Origin of the sequence: Pseudomonas huaxiensis (genome assembly GCF_003231275.1) — a bacterium.
GTDB classification, from domain to species: domain Bacteria; phylum Pseudomonadota; class Gammaproteobacteria; order Pseudomonadales; family Pseudomonadaceae; genus Aquipseudomonas; species Aquipseudomonas huaxiensis.
This window is the reverse complement of the sequence record NZ_QKVL01000074.1, coordinates 1-15,665: the sequence shown is the minus strand read 5'-3', so window position 1 is coordinate 15,665 and position 15,665 is coordinate 1. Positions and strand designations below refer to the sequence as shown.

At 56.7% G+C, this 15,665-nt stretch carries 12 protein-coding genes and 1 tRNA gene; all 13 read right to left on the bottom strand.

Features of this window, described 5'->3' with window-relative positions:
- Positions 1–240 (bottom strand): GTP-binding protein (locus tag DM374_RS31530; RefSeq protein ID WP_263854308.1); only part of this gene is annotated, 240 nt, incomplete at its 3' end.
- 30 nt (positions 241–270) lie between these two features.
- Positions 271–2,418 (bottom strand): elongation factor G, encoded by a 2,148-nt coding sequence (gene fusA / locus DM374_RS31525; RefSeq protein WP_110973401.1) that lies wholly within the window; start codon positions 2,416–2,418, stop codon positions 271–273.
- A gap of 30 nt (positions 2,419–2,448) precedes the next feature.
- Positions 2,449–2,919, bottom strand: coding sequence for a 30S ribosomal protein S7 (rpsG, locus tag DM374_RS31520; RefSeq protein ID WP_008089143.1), 471 nt, complete (start codon positions 2,917–2,919; stop codon positions 2,449–2,451).
- Between the two features lie 116 nt (positions 2,920–3,035).
- Positions 3,036–3,407 (bottom strand): 30S ribosomal protein S12, encoded by a 372-nt coding sequence (gene rpsL, locus DM374_RS31515; protein ID WP_003257088.1) that lies wholly within the window; start codon positions 3,405–3,407, stop codon positions 3,036–3,038.
- Between the two features lie 209 nt (positions 3,408–3,616).
- On the bottom strand, positions 3,617–7,816 hold the full coding sequence (gene rpoC / locus DM374_RS31510) for a DNA-directed RNA polymerase subunit beta' (protein ID WP_095160009.1): 4,200 nt from the start codon (positions 7,814–7,816) through the stop codon (positions 3,617–3,619).
- A gap of 64 nt (positions 7,817–7,880) precedes the next feature.
- Positions 7,881–11,954, bottom strand: a complete 4,074-nt coding sequence (rpoB, locus tag DM374_RS31505) for a DNA-directed RNA polymerase subunit beta (RefSeq protein ID WP_110973400.1) — start codon at positions 11,952–11,954, stop codon at positions 7,881–7,883.
- 219 nt (positions 11,955–12,173) lie between these two features.
- Complete coding sequence (rplL, locus tag DM374_RS31500; RefSeq protein WP_054916699.1) at positions 12,174–12,539, bottom strand: 50S ribosomal protein L7/L12; 366 nt, start codon at positions 12,537–12,539, stop codon at positions 12,174–12,176.
- 78 nt (positions 12,540–12,617) lie between these two features.
- Complete coding sequence (rplJ, locus tag DM374_RS31495; RefSeq protein WP_110973399.1) at positions 12,618–13,118, bottom strand: 50S ribosomal protein L10; 501 nt, start codon at positions 13,116–13,118, stop codon at positions 12,618–12,620.
- Between the two features lie 199 nt (positions 13,119–13,317).
- On the bottom strand, positions 13,318–14,013 hold the full coding sequence (gene rplA / locus DM374_RS31490) for a 50S ribosomal protein L1 (protein ID WP_110973398.1): 696 nt from the start codon (positions 14,011–14,013) through the stop codon (positions 13,318–13,320).
- The gene (gene rplK, locus DM374_RS31485; RefSeq protein WP_110973397.1) at positions 14,013–14,444 is read right to left on the bottom strand and encodes a 50S ribosomal protein L11; all 432 of its coding nucleotides are present in this window, start codon (positions 14,442–14,444) and stop codon (positions 14,013–14,015) included. Before rplK ends, rplA begins: the two co-directional genes overlap by 1 nt.
- Positions 14,445–14,562: 118 nt before the next feature.
- Positions 14,563–15,096 carry a transcription termination/antitermination protein NusG gene (nusG, locus tag DM374_RS31480; RefSeq protein WP_095160014.1) on the bottom strand — a complete coding sequence of 178 codons (534 nt, stop codon included), beginning with the start codon at positions 15,094–15,096 and terminating at the stop codon, positions 14,563–14,565.
- Between the two features lie 9 nt (positions 15,097–15,105).
- Positions 15,106–15,474: a preprotein translocase subunit SecE gene (secE, locus tag DM374_RS31475; protein WP_110973396.1), complete on the bottom strand. Its 369-nt coding sequence runs from the start codon at positions 15,472–15,474 to the stop codon at positions 15,106–15,108.
- A gap of 45 nt (positions 15,475–15,519) precedes the next feature.
- A tRNA-Trp gene (locus DM374_RS31470) sits at positions 15,520–15,595 on the bottom strand.
- Positions 15,596–15,665 lie beyond the last annotated feature (70 nt).

Genomic DNA, 15,665 nt, shown 5'->3' with positions numbered 1-15,665 from the left:
GACGTGAGCGTAGTGACGAATCTTCGAGTTGTACTCAACGTGAGCGGTGTTGATGGTGATACCGCGCGCTTTCTCTTCTGGAGCCGAGTCGATCTTGTCGAACTCAACGACTGCCGAACCGAAAACTTCGGAGCAGACGCGAGTCAGAGCTGCAGTCAGAGTGGTCTTACCATGGTCAACGTGGCCGATAGTGCCGACGTTAACGTGGGGAAGGGAACGATCAAATTTTTCTTTAGCCACGACAGTGAACCTCTTGCCTAAAGGGCTGGATTAGCCTTGTTTTTTAACGAGCGCTTCGACGATGTTCGCCGGAGCTTCGGAGTATTTGGAGAATTCCATGGAGTAGCTCGCGCGACCCTGAGACATGGAACGAACGTCGGTCGCATAACCGAACATTTCACCCAGCGGTACCTCGGCACGGATCACCTTGCCGGAGACCGAGTCTTCCATACCTTGGATCAGACCACGACGACGGTTCAGGTCACCCATCACGTCACCCATGTAGTCCTCTGGGGTTACTACTTCTACCTTCATGATCGGCTCAAGCACTTTACCGCCACCTTTGGTAGCCAGTTGCTTGGTCGCCATGGAGGCAGCCACCTTGAACGCCATCTCGTTGGAGTCGACGTCGTGGTAGGAACCATCGAACACGGCTGCCTTCAGGCCGATCAGCGGATAGCCGGCAACAATGCCGTTCTTCATCTGCTCTTCGATACCCTTCTGGATCGCCGGGATGTATTCCTTAGGAACCACACCACCTACAACTTCGTTGGTGAATTCCAGACCTTCGGTAATGTTGCCCTGAGCGTCTACGGATGGCTGCGAGAAGCGAATCCAGCAGTGACCGAACTGACCGCGACCACCGGACTGACGAACGAACTTGCCTTCGATCTCAACGTTGTCCTTGCTGATCTGCTCGCGGTACGAAACCTGCGGCTTACCAATGTTGGCCTCAACGTTGAATTCGCGCTTCATGCGGTCAACAAGGATGTCCAGGTGAAGCTCGCCCATACCAGAGATGATGGTTTGGCCGGTTTCTTCATCGGTCTTGACGCGGAACGACGGGTCTTCCTGAGCCAGCTTGCCCAGTGCGATACCCATCTTCTCCTGATCCTGCTTAGTCTTCGGCTCAACAGCTACCGAGATCACAGGCTCCGGGAAGTCCATACGCTCAAGAATGATTGGCTTGTCGGCGTTGCACAGAGTGTCACCAGTGGTGACGTCCTTCATGCCGATCAGGGCAGCGATGTCGCCCGCCAGAACTTCCTTGATTTCTTCACGCTGGTTGGCGTGCATCTGCACCATACGACCAACGCGCTCTTTCTTGCCCTTGACCGAGTTGATCACGGAGTCGCCAGACTGCAGCATGCCCGAGTAAACGCGCACGAAGGTCAGGGTACCCACGAACGGGTCAGTAGCAATCTTGAACGCCAGAGCCGAGAACGGCTGGCTGTCATCTGCATGACGCTCGTCGTAGTCAGCCTCGACCAGCTCTTCCTTTGGCTTCTCGATCAGGTCTGGGTGGATACCCTTGATCGCAGGAATCTCGGTCGGAGCAGGCAGGAAGTCGATAACAGCATCGAGAACCAGAGGAACGCCCTTGTTCTTGAAGGAAGAACCACAAACAGCCGGAACGATCTCGCTAGCCAGGGTGCGCGCACGCAGGCCTGCCTTGATCTCTTCGACGGTCAGCTCACCTTCTTCAAGGTACTTGTTCATCAGTTCTTCGTTGGCTTCGGCAGCAGCCTCAACCATGTTGGCGCGCCATTCTTCAGCCAGGTCCAGCATATCGGCAGGAATTTCTTCCTCGCGATAAGTGGTGCCTTTGTCGTCGTCGTTCCAGTAGATAGCCTTCATCTTGATCAGATCGACCTGACCCTGGAAGTTCTCTTCCGAACCGATGGCCAGTTGAACAGGAACCGGGGTGTGACCCAGACGGTTCTTGATCTGACCTACGACGCGCAGGAAGTCGGCACCAGCGCGGTCCATTTTGTTCACGTAAACAACACGTGGAACACCGTATTTGTTGGCTTGACGCCATACGGTTTCGGACTGCGGCTCAACGCCGGAGGTACCGCAGAACACAACGACCGCACCGTCAAGTACACGCAGCGAACGCTCAACTTCAATGGTGAAGTCAACGTGGCCAGGGGTATCGATGACGTTTACGCGATAGTTGTCGTACTGACCACGGGAACCCTGCCAGAAAGTGGTAACAGCAGCGGAGGTAATGGTAATACCCCGCTCCTGCTCCTGCACCATCCAGTCGGTGGTCGCGGCGCCATCATGCACCTCGCCCATTTTGTGGCTCAGGCCTGTGTAGAACAGGATCCGCTCGGTAGTGGTAGTTTTACCCGCATCAACGTGCGCGCAAATACCAATGTTACGGTAGCGGTTGATTGGTGTAGTACGAGCCATAAAGCCCTCGCGAAAATAGTGATGCCAGAATTAGAAGCGGTAGTGCGAGAACGCTTTGTTGGCTTCGGCCATACGGTGTACGTCTTCACGCTTCTTGACTGCAGCACCTTTGCCTTCAGCAGCATCCAGCAATTCGCCGGCCAGGCGCAGAGCCATGGACTTCTCGCCACGCTTGCGGGCGTAGTCTACCAACCAGCGCATTGCCAGAGCGTTACGACGGGATGGACGAACTTCAACAGGAACCTGGTAAGTAGCACCGCCAACACGGCGCGACTTCACTTCGACCAGCGGAGCGATGGCGTCGAGAGCTTTCTCGAAGATTTCCAGGGGATCGCTGTTCTTGCGCTCTTTGACCTTGTCCAGCGCACCGTAAACGATACGCTCGGCAACGGCCTTTTTGCCGCTTTCCATCACGTGGTTCATGAACTTGGCGAGAATCTGGCTTCCGTATTTCGGATCGTCCAGAATCTCACGCTTGGCTGCTACACGACGTCTTGGCATTGATAAGCCCTCAAACGGTCTTCAGGTTAGCCCGGGACATCCACCCTCTTGAGGGTTTGCGCCCGACCTTACTCTTATCGACTCAAAAAAATGAATGAACTACTGCAAGCGACCAATTACTTCGGACGCTTGGTACCGTACTTCGAACGACCCTGGTTACGGCCTTTAACGCCCGAGGTATCCAGAGAGCCGCGAACGGTGTGGTAACGAACACCTGGCAAGTCTTTTACACGGCCGCCACGAATCAGTACGACGCTGTGCTCTTGCAGGTTGTGGCCTTCACCGCCGATGTACGAGGAAACCTCGAAACCGTTGGTCAGACGCACACGGCATACTTTACGCAGTGCCGAGTTAGGTTTTTTCGGCGTAGTAGTGTACACACGGGTGCACACGCCACGACGTTGCGGGCAGTTCTGCAGCGCAGGTACGTCGGATTTCTCGACGGTACGCTTACGCGGCTGACGTACCAGCTGGTTGATAGTTGCCATCTACTAGCTCCACTGTTGTCTTGCGACGCTATTGTCTTGCAAGAAAGCATAAATTGGCAGGGCAGAGCCCTACCAAATTTAGGGGTACAAGAGTCTAAAGAGGATCTTGTACTCAGTCAAGACAAGGCCCCGGCTTACCGACTCCGGTCATCGGTGACAATTCATGTCACCGATGACCGAAGAAGATCCGCCGAGGCCCTGCCCTACTGTCAGTTACCGCTGGAATTCAGCGCTTCGGTCAGTGCGGCTTCCACCTCACTGGCACTTACGCGCAGCGGCTTGTCGGCATCACGGCGACGCTTGCGCTCGCTGTGGTATGCCAGACCAGTACCGGCCGGGATCAGACGACCCACGACCACGTTTTCTTTCAGACCGCGCAGGTAATCGCGCTTGCCGGTTACCGCCGCCTCGGTCAGAACTCGGGTGGTCTCCTGGAAGGAGGCCGCCGAGATGAACGATTCGGTGGACAGCGAGGCCTTGGTGATGCCCAGCAGCACGCGCGAGAACTTGGACACGAACTTGTCGTCGGCAGCCAGGCGCTCGTTTTCGACCAGCACGTGAGTCAACTCCATCTGGTCACCTTTGATGAAGGTGGAGTCGCCAGACTCGCTGATCTCAACTTTACGCAGCATCTGACGCAGAATGGTCTCGATGTGCTTGTCGTTGATCTTCACGCCTTGCAGACGATAAACGTCCTGAATCTCGTTGACGATGTACTTGGCCAGCGCGCTCACACCCAGCAGACGCAGGATGTCGTGCGGATCGCTCGGACCGTCGGAGATAACTTCGCCGCGGTTCACTTGTTCGCCTTCGAAGACGTTCAGGTGACGCCACTTCGGAATCAGCTCTTCGTACGGATCGGTACCGTCGTTCGGAGTGATGACCAGACGGCGCTTGCCTTTGGTCTCCTTGCCGAATGCGATGGTGCCGCTGACTTCCGCAAGAATCGAAGCTTCTTTTGGACGACGCGCTTCGAACAGGTCGGCAACACGCGGCAGACCACCGGTGATGTCACGGGTCTTCGACGTTTCTTGCGGGATACGCGCGATAACGTCACCAACACCGATCTGAGAACCGTCCGCCACACCGACCAGGGCGTTCGCCGGCAGGAAGTACTGTGCCGGTACGTCGGTACCTGGCAGCAGCAGATCCTTGCCATTGGCGTCGACCATCTTGATTGCAGGACGGATTTCCTTACCTGCAGCCGGACGGTCTTTGACGTCCAGAACCTCGATGTTGGTCAGACCGGTCAGTTCGTCTGTCTGACGCTTGATCGTGATGCCTTCTTCCATGCCCACGAAGGTCACGGTACCTTTCATTTCGGTAACGATCGGGTGGGTGTGCGGGTCCCACTTGGCGACGATTGCGCCAGCGTCGACCTTGTCGCCTTCCTTGACCGAAATCACCGCACCGTAAGGCAGCTTGTAACGCTCACGCTCACGACCGAATTCGTCGGCAATGGCCAGCTCACCGGAACGCGACACCGCGACCAGGTTGCCATCAGCACGCTCAACCTGCTTCAGGTTGTGCAGACGGACCATACCGCCGTTCTTCACCTGGACGCTGTCGGCAGCCGAGGTCCGGCTTGCAGCACCACCGATGTGGAACGTACGCATGGTCAGCTGGGTACCCGGCTCACCGATCGACTGTGCAGCGATAACGCCGACAGCTTCACCGATGTTCACCTGGTGACCACGGGCCAGATCACGGCCGTAGCACTTGGCGCAGATGCCGTAGCGGGTTTCGCAACTGATTGGCGAGCGGACGATAACTTCGTCGATGCTGTTCAGCTCGATGAACTCAACCCACTTCTCGTCGACCAGGGTACCAGCCGGAACGATCACGTCGTCGGTGCCTGGCTTGAACACGTCGCGGGCGATAACACGGCCCAGTACGCGCTCACCCAGTGGCTCGACCACGTCGCCGCCTTCAATGTGCGGCGTCATCAGCAGACCCTGCTCGGTGCCGCAGTCGATCTCGGTCACGACCAGATCCTGGGCAACGTCTACCAGACGACGGGTCAGGTAACCGGAGTTCGCGGTTTTCAACGCGGTATCCGCCAGACCTTTACGAGCACCGTGAGTCGAGATGAAGTACTGGAGTACGCTCAGACCTTCACGGAAGTTCGCGGTGATCGGCGTCTCGATGATCGAGCCGTCCGGCTTGGCCATCAGACCACGCATACCCGCCAACTGACGGATCTGAGCAGCCGAACCCCGGGCACCGGAGTCAGCCATCATGTACATCGAGTTGAACGATTCCTGCTCGACTTCGTTACCTTCGCGGTCGATGACTTTCTCTTTCGAGAGGTTGGCCATCATCGCCTTGGAAACTTCATCGTTCGCCTTCGACCACAAGTCGATGACCTTGTTGTACTTCTCGCCCTGGGTAACCAGGCCGGAGGCGTACTGGCTCTCGATTTCCTTCACTTCATCAGTTGCGGTACCGATGATGCGGGCCTTCTCATCCGGGATAACGAAGTCGTTAACACCGATGGAGACGCCGGAAATGGTCGAGTAGGCAAAACCGGTGTACATCAGCTGGTCAGCGAAGATCACGGTCTCTTTCAGACCAACCACGCGGTAGCACTGGTTGATCAGCTTGGAGATCGCCTTTTTCTTCATAGGCTGGTTGACCACGTCGTACGACAGACCTGGCGGCACAACCTGGAACAGCAGCGCACGGCCGACAGTGGTGTCGACGATACGGGTGTTCTTGACGCTGCCACCATCACGGTCGTTCACGGTTTCGTTGATACGAACCTTGATCTTCGCGTGCAGGGCAGCTTCGCCGGCGCGGAATACGCGGTCGACTTCCTGCAGGTCAGCGAACACGCGACCTTCGCCCTTGGCGTTGATGGCTTCACGGGTCATGTAGTACAGACCCAGTACAACGTCCTGCGAAGGAACGATGATTGGCTCACCGTTGGCTGGCGACAGGATGTTGTTGGTCGACATCATCAGCGCGCGCGCTTCCAGCTGGGCTTCCAGCGTCAGCGGCACGTGCACGGCCATTTGGTCACCGTCGAAGTCGGCGTTGTACGCGGCGCAGACCAGAGGGTGCAGCTGGATAGCCTTACCTTCGATCAGAACCGGTTCAAAGGCCTGGATACCCAGACGGTGAAGGGTCGGTGCACGGTTGAGCAGCACGGGGTGTTCGCGAATCACTTCAGCGAGAACGTCCCAGACCTCTGGCAGCTCGCGCTCGACCATTTTCTTGGCAGCCTTGATGGTGGTCGCCAGACCACGCATTTCCAGCTTGCCGAAGATGAACGGCTTGAACAGCTCAAGGGCCATCTTCTTCGGCAGACCGCACTGATGCAGACGCAGGGTCGGGCCTACGGTAATTACCGAACGACCGGAGTAGTCAACGCGCTTACCGAGCAAGTTCTGACGGAAACGACCCTGTTTACCCTTGATCATGTCAGCCAGGGATTTCAGAGGACGCTTGTTCGAACCGGTGATTGCGCGACCGCGACGACCGTTGTCCAGCAGGGCGTCGACCGCTTCCTGCAGCATGCGCTTTTCGTTGCGCACGATGATGTCCGGAGCGGACAGATCGAGCAGGCGCTTCAGACGGTTGTTACGGTTGATTACGCGGCGATACAGGTCGTTCAGGTCGGAAGTCGCGAAGCGACCGCCATCCAGCGGAACCAGAGGACGCAGATCTGGCGGCAGAACCGGCAGAACGGTCAGGACCATCCACTCAGGCAGGTTGCCCGAACCCTGGAAGGCTTCCATCAGTTTCAGACGCTTGGACAGCTTCTTGATCTTGGTTTCCGAGTTGGTCTGCGGAATTTCTTCGCGCAGGCGGCCAATCTCGTGCTCCAGGTCGATAGCGTGCAGCAGTTCGCGGACAGCCTCGGCACCCATACGGGCATCGAAATCGTCACCGAACTCTTCCAGCGCTTCGAAGTACTGCTCGTCGTTCAGCAGCTGGCCTTTTTCCAGGGTGGTCATGCCCGGGTCGATAACGACATAGCTCTCGAAATAGAGAACGCGTTCGATATCACGCAGGGTCATGTCCATCAGCAGACCGATACGGGACGGCAGGGACTTCAGGAACCAGATGTGGGCAACCGGAGAAGCCAACTCGATGTGAGCCATGCGCTCACGACGAACCTTGGCCAGCGCGACTTCAACGCCGCACTTCTCACAGATCACACCACGGTGCTTCAGGCGCTTGTACTTGCCGCACAGGCACTCGTAGTCTTTGACTGGGCCAAAGATCTTGGCGCAGAACAGGCCGTCACGCTCAGGCTTGAACGTACGGTAGTTGATGGTTTCCGGCTTTTTTACTTCACCGAACGACCACGAACGGATCATCTCAGGCGAGGCCAGTCCGATACGGATGGCGTCGAACTCTTCGACTTGACCCTGGTTTTTCAGCAAATTCAGTAGGTCTTTCAAGGCCTTTCCTCCTGGCGGAGCAGGGAGCGGGCTTTTCAGCCACGCCCCCGATTCGCGTCACGTGTTATTCGGTTTCCAGATCGATATCGATACCGAGCGAACGGATCTCTTTGATCAACACGTTGAAGGACTCGGGCATGCCCGGCTCCATACGGTGATCGCCGTCCACGATGTTTTTGTACATCTTGGTCCGACCGTTCACGTCGTCCGACTTCACTGTGAGCATTTCTTGCAGGGTGTATGCCGCGCCGTATGCTTCCAGCGCCCACACTTCCATCTCCCCGAAACGCTGACCACCGAACTGCGCCTTACCACCCAGCGGCTGCTGGGTAACCAGGCTGTAAGAACCAGTGGAACGCGCGTGCATCTTGTCGTCCACCAAGTGGTTCAGCTTGAGCATGTACATGTAACCAACGGTCACTGGACGCTCGAACTTGTTGCCGGTACGACCGTCGAACAGCTCCATCTGGCCGCTCTCTGGCATGTCAGCCAGCTTGAGCATGGCCTTGATCTCGCTCTCCTTGGCACCGTCGAAGACCGGGGTGGCCATAGGCACGCCCTTCTTCAGGTTGCCAGCGAGCTCGAGGATCTCCTGGTCGGTGAACTCTTCCAGGTTTTCCTGACGACCGCCGATCTCGTTGTAGATCTCAGTCAGGAAGCCACGCAGTTCTGCGGCCTTGCGCTGCTCTTCGAGCATGCGGTTGATCTTCTCGCCCAGACCTTTGGCTGCGAGGCCCAGGTGGGTTTCGAGGATCTGACCAACGTTCATACGCGAAGGTACGCCCAGCGGGTTGAGAACCACGTCTACCGGAGTACCGTTGGCGTCGTGCGGCATGTCTTCGACCGGCATGATCACGGAGACCACACCCTTGTTACCGTGACGACCGGCCATCTTGTCGCCCGGCTGGATGCGACGACGGATTGCCAGGTAGACCTTGACGATCTTCAGCACGCCTGGAGCCAGGTCATCGCCTTGCTGCAGTTTGCGCTTCTTGTCTTCGAACTTGTCGTCCAGCAGACGGCGGCGATCAACGATGTAGGCCTGAGCCTTTTCCAACTGTTCGTTCAGCGCATCTTCAGCCATGCGCAGTTTGAACCATTGGCCGTGCTCCAGACCGTCCAGGACTTCGTTGGTGACCACGGTGCCTTTCTTCAGGCCCGCACCACCATCGACCACCTGACCGTTCAGCGCGGAACGCAGACGCTCGAAGGTCGCGCCCTCAACGATACGGAACTCTTCGTTCAGGTCTTTGCGGATCTCGTCCAGCTGCATCTTCTCGATGGACAGCGCACGGCTGTCGCGCTCGACGCCATCACGGGTGAAGACCTGTACGTCAATGACGGTACCCTTGGTGCCGGTCGGCACGCGCAGGGAGGTGTCTTTAACGTCGCTGGCCTTCTCACCGAAGATTGCGCGCAGCAGCTTCTCTTCTGGAGTCAGTTGGGTCTCGCCTTTTGGCGTGACTTTACCGACCAGGATGTCACCAGCGCCAACTTCGGCACCGACGTAGACGATACCGGCTTCGTCCAGCTTGTTCAGCGCAGCTTCACCGACGTTCGGGATGTCCGCGGTGATTTCCTCTGGGCCAAGCTTGGTGTCACGCGCCACACAGGTCAGTTCCTGGATGTGGATCGTGGTGAAGCGGTCTTCCTGAACAACACGCTCGGACAGGCAGATGGAGTCTTCGAAGTTGAAGCCGTTCCACGCCATGAACGCGATACGCATGTTCTGACCCAGTGCCAGTTCACCCATGTCGGTGGACGGGCCGTCGGCCATGATGTCACTACGCTTGACCACATCACCTTTGCTAACCAGCGGACGCTGGTTGATGCAGGTGTTCTGGTTCGAGCGGGTGTACTTGGTCAGGTTGTAGATGTCGACACCAGCTTCGCCGGTTTCAACTTCGTCATCTGCAACACGAACAACGATACGGCTGGCATCAACGGAGTCGATCACGCCACCACGACGGGCCACGACGCAAACGCCGGAGTCGCGAGCAACGTTACGCTCCATGCCGGTACCTACCAGCGGCTTGTCGGCGCGCAGGGTTGGTACAGCCTGACGCTGCATGTTCGAACCCATCAACGCACGGTTGGCGTCGTCGTGCTCGAGGAACGGAATCAGCGACGCAGCAACCGAAACTACCTGCTTCGGCGAAACGTCCATCAGGGTCACATCTTCAGGTGCCTTGACGGTGAATTCGTTCAGGTGACGAACAGCTACCAGCTCATCGATCAGTTGCTTCTTCTCGTTCATCGCGGCCGAAGCCTGTGCGATGACGTGATCAGCTTCTTCGATCGCCGACAGGAACACGATCTCGTCGGTAACCACGCCCTCTTTAACCACACGGTACGGGCTTTCCAGGAAGCCGTACTGGTTGGTGCGAGCATAGGCCGCCAGGGAGTTGATCAGACCGATGTTCGGACCTTCAGGGGTCTCGATCGGGCAAACGCGACCGTAGTGAGTCGGGTGTACGTCACGGACTTCGAAGCCTGCGCGCTCACGAGTCAAACCACCAGGGCCGAGTGCAGAGACACGACGCTTGTGGGTAATCTCGGAAAGCGGGTTGTTCTGGTCCATGAACTGCGAGAGCTGGCTGGAACCGAAGAACTCTTTAACCGCGGCTGCAACCGGCTTGGCGTTGATCAGGTCCTGAGGCATCAGGCCTTCACTTTCGGCCATCGACAGACGCTCTTTGACCGCGCGCTCAACACGCACCAGGCCAACGCGGAACTGGTTCTCGGCCATCTCGCCTACACAGCGAACACGACGGTTACCCAGGTGGTCGATGTCGTCGACGATACCTTTGCCGTTACGGATGTCGACGAGGGTCTTCAGGACCTCAACGATATCTTCCTTGCTCAGCACGCCCGAACCTTCGATCTCGGTACGACCGATACGACGGTTGAACTTCATGCGGCCTACGGCAGACAGATCGTAGCGCTCGGCACTGAAGAACAGGTTGTTGAACAGGGTTTCCGCAGCATCCTTGGTTGGCGGCTCGCCAGGACGCATCATGCGATAGATCTCGACCAGCGCTTCCAGTTGGTTACTGGTGGAGTCGATCTTCAGGGTGTCCGAAACGAACGGACCGCAGTCGATATCGTTGGTGTACAGCGTCTGGATGAGGACAACTTGAGCCTTGGCGATCTTGATCAGCAGCTCAGTGGTCAGCTCGACGTTGCACTCGGCAAGGATTTCGCCGGTAGCCGGGTGCACGATCGCCTTCGCGGTGGTGCGGCCCAGCAAGTACTCCATCGGAACGTCCAGGTGCTTGACGCCAGACTTTTCCAACTGGTTGATGTGGCGGGCAGTGATCCGACGACCTTGCTCGACAATGATCTTGCCGTTCTCGTCCTGGATGTCCATCACCGCGATTTCACCACGCAGGCGCTGAGGCACCAGCTCCAGGCTCAGCTTCTCGCCAGACACATGGAATACGTTGGTGGTGTAGAAGGCGTCCAGCACTTCTTCAGTGCTATAGCCCAGCGCACGCAGCAGCACCGAAGCCGGCAGCTTGCGGCGGCGGTCGATACGGACGAACACGCAGTCCTTCGGGTCGAACTCGAAGTCCAACCACGAACCGCGGTAAGGAATGATACGAGCGGAGTACAGCAGTTTGCCGGAGCTGTGAGTCTTGCCACGGTCGTGGTCGAAGAACACACCTGGCGAGCGGTGCAACTGGGAAACGATTACACGCTCGGTACCGTTGATAACGAAGGTACCGTTCTCAGTCATCAGGGGAATTTCACCCATGTAGACTTCTTGCTCTTTGATGTCCTTGATCGCTTTGTTCGACGATTCTTTGTCGAAAATGATCAGACGGACCTTTACCCGCAGCGGAACGGCATAGGTTACGCCACGCAGTACGCATTCTTTGACATCAAAGGCCGGTTCGCCCAGACGATAGCCAACGTACTCCAGGGCAGCATTGCCGGAGTAGCTGATGATCGGGAAAACCGATTTGAAGGCCGCATGCAGGCCCACGTCGCGGAACTGATCTTTGGTCGCTCCCGCTTGCAAGAATTCACGATACGAATCCAGCTGGATGGCCAGGAGGTAAGGCACATCCATGACGTCCGGCAACTTGCTAAAGTCCTTGCGGATACGTTTTTTCTCAGTGTATGAGTAAGCCATCAGCGTTCCCCAGCTTGGTCACCTGCTTGTTTGGCCCCCCCCGGCGGGAGTAGCCAGAAAATCGTGCAAACCCCTTGGTTTGCGCCACCATCGTCGGTGGTTGCATCTCGTTATCGGCGCCGGCCTGACCGGCAGCCAATAACGGAAAAAGGCCGGTGGCAAGAGCCACCAGCCATCAGCCGTTTGCTTAACGCTTGGGCTGGAGTCGCAAAGTCGAAATTACTTAACTTCGACTTTAGCGCCTGCTTCTTCCAGCTTCTTCTTGGCGTCTTCAGCAGCTTCTTTCGAAACGCCTTCAGCTACGACTTGAGGAGCGGTGTCAACTTTCTCTTTGGCTTCTTTCAGGCCCAGACCGGTCAGTTCACGAACGGCCTTGATCACGTTGACTTTCTTCTCGCCGGCTTCAACCAGAACAACGTTGAACTCGGTTTGCTCTTCAACAACAGCAGCGGCAGCAGCTGGGCCAGCAGCGGCAACAGCAGCGGTAACGCCGAAGGTTTCTTCCATTGCTTTGATCAGCTCAACAACTTCCAGAACGGTTTTCTGGCCGATTGCTTCGATGATTTGTTCGTTAGTCAGAGACATGACTTGAATCCTGTATTGGGGTGACAGCCTACGCAGCCATCAAATTAAACGTATGATTTTGAAAGCGCTTTCGGTGCCTTAGGCAGCAGAAGCTTCTTTCTGGTCGCGAATGGCCGCCAGAGTACGAGCCAGCTTGCTGGTAGCGCCTTGAATCACGCTCATCAGCCTTGCAATGGCTTCGTCACGGGTCGGCAGCGATGCCAACACGTCGATCTCGTTTGCTGCGAGGTACTTGCCCTCGAACGCAGCTGCCTTGATCTCGAACTTGTCCTGACCCTTGGCGAACTCTTTGAACAGACGAGCAGCAGCGCCCGGGTGTTCGTTGGAGAATGCAATCAGGGTCGGGCCGGTGAAGGCGTCGTTGAGGACACTGTATTCAGTGTCAGCAACAGCGCGCTTGAGCAGGGTGTTACGTACTACACGTACGTATACGCCAGCTTCACGAGCCTCTTTACGGAGTCCGGTCATTGCGCCTACAGTCACGCCACGGGCATCAGCCACGACAGCAGACAGAGCGACTTTGGCAGCCTCGTTGACTTCAGCGACGATGGCCTTCTTGTCTTCGAGTCTAATTGCCACGGGTTTAACTCCTGCTTGTTACCGTTTCATCTGGCCGAAGCCGGATGTCGTTTTGGTGTCTGATTCGGTAAGGAACCGGGAGCACCATCTGCGTAGGCTTTTGGTTTAAGGCTTGCGCCGCCTACGGTCTTGGATAGCCCCCGCCAGGCAGGGACCCCAATTTTTCAACGATGGGGTGATTACTCACCCCGCCGTTTCATTACGCGTCCAGCGAGCTCTGATCGATGACCAGACCTGGGCCCATAGTGGTGCTCAGGGTAACGCGCTTGACGTAGATACCTTTCGAGGAAGCTGGCTTGATACGCTTCAGATCAGCGATCAGTGCTTCAACGTTTTCCTTCAGCTTGTCAGCTTCAAAGCCGACTTTGCCAACGGAGGTGTGGATGATGCCGTTTTTGTCGGTGCGATAACGAACCTGACCAGCCTTGGCGTTTTTGACAGCGCCAGCGACGTCTGGAGTCACGGTACCAACTTTTGGGTTAGGCATCAGGCCGCGAGGACCCAGAACCTGACCCAGTTGACCTACAACACGCATTGCGTCCGGGGAAGCAATAACGACGTCATAGTTCAGGTCGCCGGCTTTCATTTCGGCAGCCAGATCGTCCATACCTACGCGGTCAGCGCCGGCAGCCAGAGCGGCTTCAGCAGCAGGACCCTGGGTGAAGACAGCTACACGTACAGTCTTGCCAGTGCCGTGAGGCAGCACGGTAGCGCTACGAACGACCTGGTCGGATTTACGCGGGTCAACACCGAGGTTGACAGCAACGTCGACGGACTCGCTGAACTTTACAGTAGAGAGCTCAGCCAGCAGATTTGCTGCGTCTGCGAAGTTGTAGGCTTTGCCCGCTTCTACTTTAGAAGCGATCGCCTTTTGACGCTTGGTCAGCTTAGCCATTACACACCCTCCACGTTGAGGCCCATGCTGCGAGCAGAACCGGCGATGGTACGCACGGCTGCATCCAGGTCAGCAGCGGTCAGATCGGCAGACTTGGTCTTGGCGATCTCTTCCAGCTGAGCACGGGTCACAGTACCCACCTTGACGGTGTTAGGACGCGCAGAACCGCTGGACAGGCCGGCGGCCTTTTTCAGCAGAACCGAAGCAGGGGTGCTTTTGGTTTCGAAAGTGAAGCTGCGGTCACTGTAAACGGTGATGATTACAGGGGTCGGCAGACCTGCTTCCTGGCCCTGAGTACGGGCGTTGAAAGCCTTGCAGAACTCCATGATGTTCACGCCGTGCTGACCCAGAGCTGGACCAACGGGTGGACTTGGGTTGGCCTGGCCGGCCTTAACCTGCAGCTTGATGTAAGCCGTAATTTTCTTAGCCATGAGCTACTCCAATATCGGGTACAAGCGCCAAATGGCTCCCCGGTTTACTTGCGTTTTATCCCAGTGACGAAAAAACCCCGCAGCTCGCCGGCTGCGGGGTGTGGGATGCGTCGCTCAACTAGACCTTTTCGACCTGGCTGAACTCGAGCTCTACCGGAGTAGAGCGACCGAAAATGAGCACTGCAACCTGCAGACGGCTCTTCTCGTAGTTAACCTCTTCGACCGTACCGTTGAAGTCAGCAAACGGACCGTCGACAACACGAACCACTTCACCCGGCTCGAACAGAGTCTTCGGCTTCGGCTTATCGCTGCCGTCAGCAACGCGACGCAGAATAGCCTCTGCTTCTTTATCTGTAATCGGGGCCGGCTTATCTGCCGTCCCACCGATGAAGCCCATGACGCGAGGGGTATCCTTGACCAAGTGCCAAGTCCCTTCGTTCATTTCCATCTGAACCAGCACGTAACCAGGGAAGAATTTACGCTCGCTTTTGCGCTTCTGGCCATTACGCATCTCAACCACTTCTTCAGTGGGAACCAGAATCTCGCCGAAGCCTTCTTCCATACCGGCCAGCTTCACACGCTCAACCAGGGAGCGCATAACATGCTTCTCGTAGCCCGAGTAAGCATGCACAACATACCAACGCTTAGCCACAGGACACCCTTAGCCAACAATCAAGGAAATCAACCAGCCGAGCAGGGAGTCGAGCCCCCACAACAGCAGCGCCATGACCAGAACAACAGCCACTACAATAAGCGTGGTCTGCGTAGTCTCTTGGCGGGTTGGCCATACGACTTTACGAATCTCGGTGCGAGCTTCCTTAGCCAGCGCAAAGAACGACTTGCCCTTCACCGTCTGCAGCGCAACAAAGGCAGCAGCAGCAGCAAGGATGAGCAGGACGATTACGCGATACAGGACTGGGGAGGCAGAGTAATACTGATTACCCACAACACCCACGACCACCAAAGCAACAACAGCAAGCCACTTGAGCAAATCAAAACGAGAGTCTTGGGCTTCAGACTTGGAAGTCATACGGAAAGGTCCTGTGAAAAGAAAGCCAGATGCACGAGGCGAATCTGGCAGGTCAGGAGGGAATCGAACCCCCAACCTACGGTTTTGGAGACCGTCGCTCTGCCAATTGAGCTACTGACCTAAAAGCTTAATCAGGCCGACCAATATACCGGCCTGATAGAGTTAAATCAACTACTTATTCGATTACTTTA

What these genes read in the sequence shown, in the direction of transcription:
- fusA (WP_110973401.1), bottom strand. Translation starts at nt 2,418, where the DNA reads ATGGCTCGTACTACACCAATCAACCGCTACCGTAACATTGGTATTTGC.
- rpsG (WP_008089143.1), bottom strand. Translation starts at nt 2,919, where the DNA reads ATGCCAAGACGTCGTGTAGCAGCCAAGCGTGAGATTCTGGACGATCCG.
- rpsL (WP_003257088.1), bottom strand. Translation starts at nt 3,407, where the DNA reads ATGGCAACTATCAACCAGCTGGTACGTCAGCCGCGTAAGCGTACCGTC.
- rpoB (WP_110973400.1), bottom strand. Translation starts at nt 11,954, where the DNA reads ATGGCTTACTCATACACTGAGAAAAAACGTATCCGCAAGGACTTTAGC.
- rplL (WP_054916699.1), bottom strand. Translation starts at nt 12,539, where the DNA reads ATGTCTCTGACTAACGAACAAATCATCGAAGCAATCGGCCAGAAAACC.
- rplA (WP_110973398.1), bottom strand. Translation starts at nt 14,013, where the DNA reads ATGGCTAAGCTGACCAAGCGTCAAAAGGCGATCGCTTCTAAAGTAGAA.
- rplK (WP_110973397.1), bottom strand. Translation starts at nt 14,444, where the DNA reads ATGGCTAAGAAAATTACGGCTTACATCAAGCTGCAGGTTAAGGCCGGC.
- secE (WP_110973396.1), bottom strand. Translation starts at nt 15,474, where the DNA reads ATGACTTCCAAGTCTGAAGCCCAAGACTCTCGTTTTGATTTGCTCAAG.